The organism is Clostridium sp. MCC353 (assembly GCF_018785315.1).
GTDB lineage: Bacteria > Bacillota > Clostridia > Lachnospirales > Lachnospiraceae > CHH4-2.
The window spans coordinates 1-1,379 of sequence record NZ_WQPN01000067.1 but is presented as its reverse complement, the minus strand read 5'-3'; the positions used below and the strand labels follow the sequence as shown (position 1 = coordinate 1,379).

Here is a 1,379-nt window from a genome sequence, read left to right as displayed (position 1 = left end):
GGACGTACAGCTTTAGTGCCAACAAAAGCTGCTTTTTATCACCAACGGGCAAAGTTAAAATGCGATGCACTATGGCAGCTCCTGCAAATCTTTAACCAGAAATTGCAGCCAACTTTATATAAAAATCGCTACCAGCTGGTCGCATGTGACGGATCCGTTGCCGATACTTTTCGTGATGCTAAGGATAAGGATACTTATTTTGAACCAAACAATAAATCCCCCAGAGGCTTTAATCAAATCCATATCAATGCACTCTATTCGATTCTGGATAAGCAATTTCTCGATGTGCTTGTTCAGCCTGCAAGGAAGCGTAACGAGTACAGTGCATTCTGTGCAATGGTTGACCGTGTTAAGAACAATCATCCCACGATATACATCGCAGACCGTGGTTATGCCTCTTACAATGATTTTGCCCATGTATTGGAAAATCAGCAGTATTTCTTAATACGATCTACAGATGCAAAAACATCCAAACTTCTTGGCTTCCCGCTTGACGGTGTACGTGAAATTGACTTTCATGCAGATCGAATCTTGTGCCGGTCAAGGGCAAAAAAGAAATTAAAATATCCAGATCGTTTGGATGACTACCGTTATGTTTGCAAAGAGGTTCCAATGGATTTTATTTCGGAAACTCATACGGAGTATTCCCTGTCATTGCGAATCGTTCGGATTGAAATTGCACCAGGCATTTATGAAAACCTGATCACAAACCTTCCTGACATTGAGTTTGATATGGATGAGCTGAAAGAACTTTACCATCTTCGCTGGTCACAAGAAACCGCTTATCGTGATTTAAAATACCCATTATGCCTAAAAGCGTTCCATAGCAAACAATATAATTATATTGTTCAGGAAGTATTTGCCAGAGCAATCCTGTATAATTACTGTGCCGGAATCTCCCGGCATGTTGAAATACCGAATCGTTCCCGAAAACTGCAATATCAGGTCAACTTCTCAGAAGCTATCAAACTATGCAGAGATGCTCTGCGTAACCGTTCAGGAAATCCTGCAATAAATATAGAAAGCCTGATTGCCGATAATATCGAAGCAATCAGGCCTAATAGAACCTTCCGCCGCCAAGCCAGGTTCAAACTACCAATGAGCTTTTGTTACCGGTAAGGGTAACGGCTCATAATTAATATAGACCTTTTAATCGTAAATGGGAAGTGAAAACATAAATTTTTGCTTGCCTCTGTTAATGTTACCCATAAACATGCATGTTTCATTACTTTTACATCTAAAAAACATAACATTTGTTTTAAAGAGGACTTTAGGCAAAACAAAATCCTACTGATTCCTGGAAAATCCTTAAGTATACTAAGCTCATGGCGTTTGAAGAATATACTTTTATTACTTGCTCCTTAAGTAAATGACATTGG

General features: G+C 39.3%; 1 protein-coding gene. It reads left to right on the top strand.

The genetic code is table 11. The features are described from left to right. Nucleotides 1-1,119: IS4 family transposase (locus GPL15_RS13480; RefSeq protein ID WP_252198402.1), on the top strand; the 1,119-nt coding region annotated here is incomplete at its 5' end. Nucleotides 1,120-1,379: the final 260 nt, after the last annotated feature.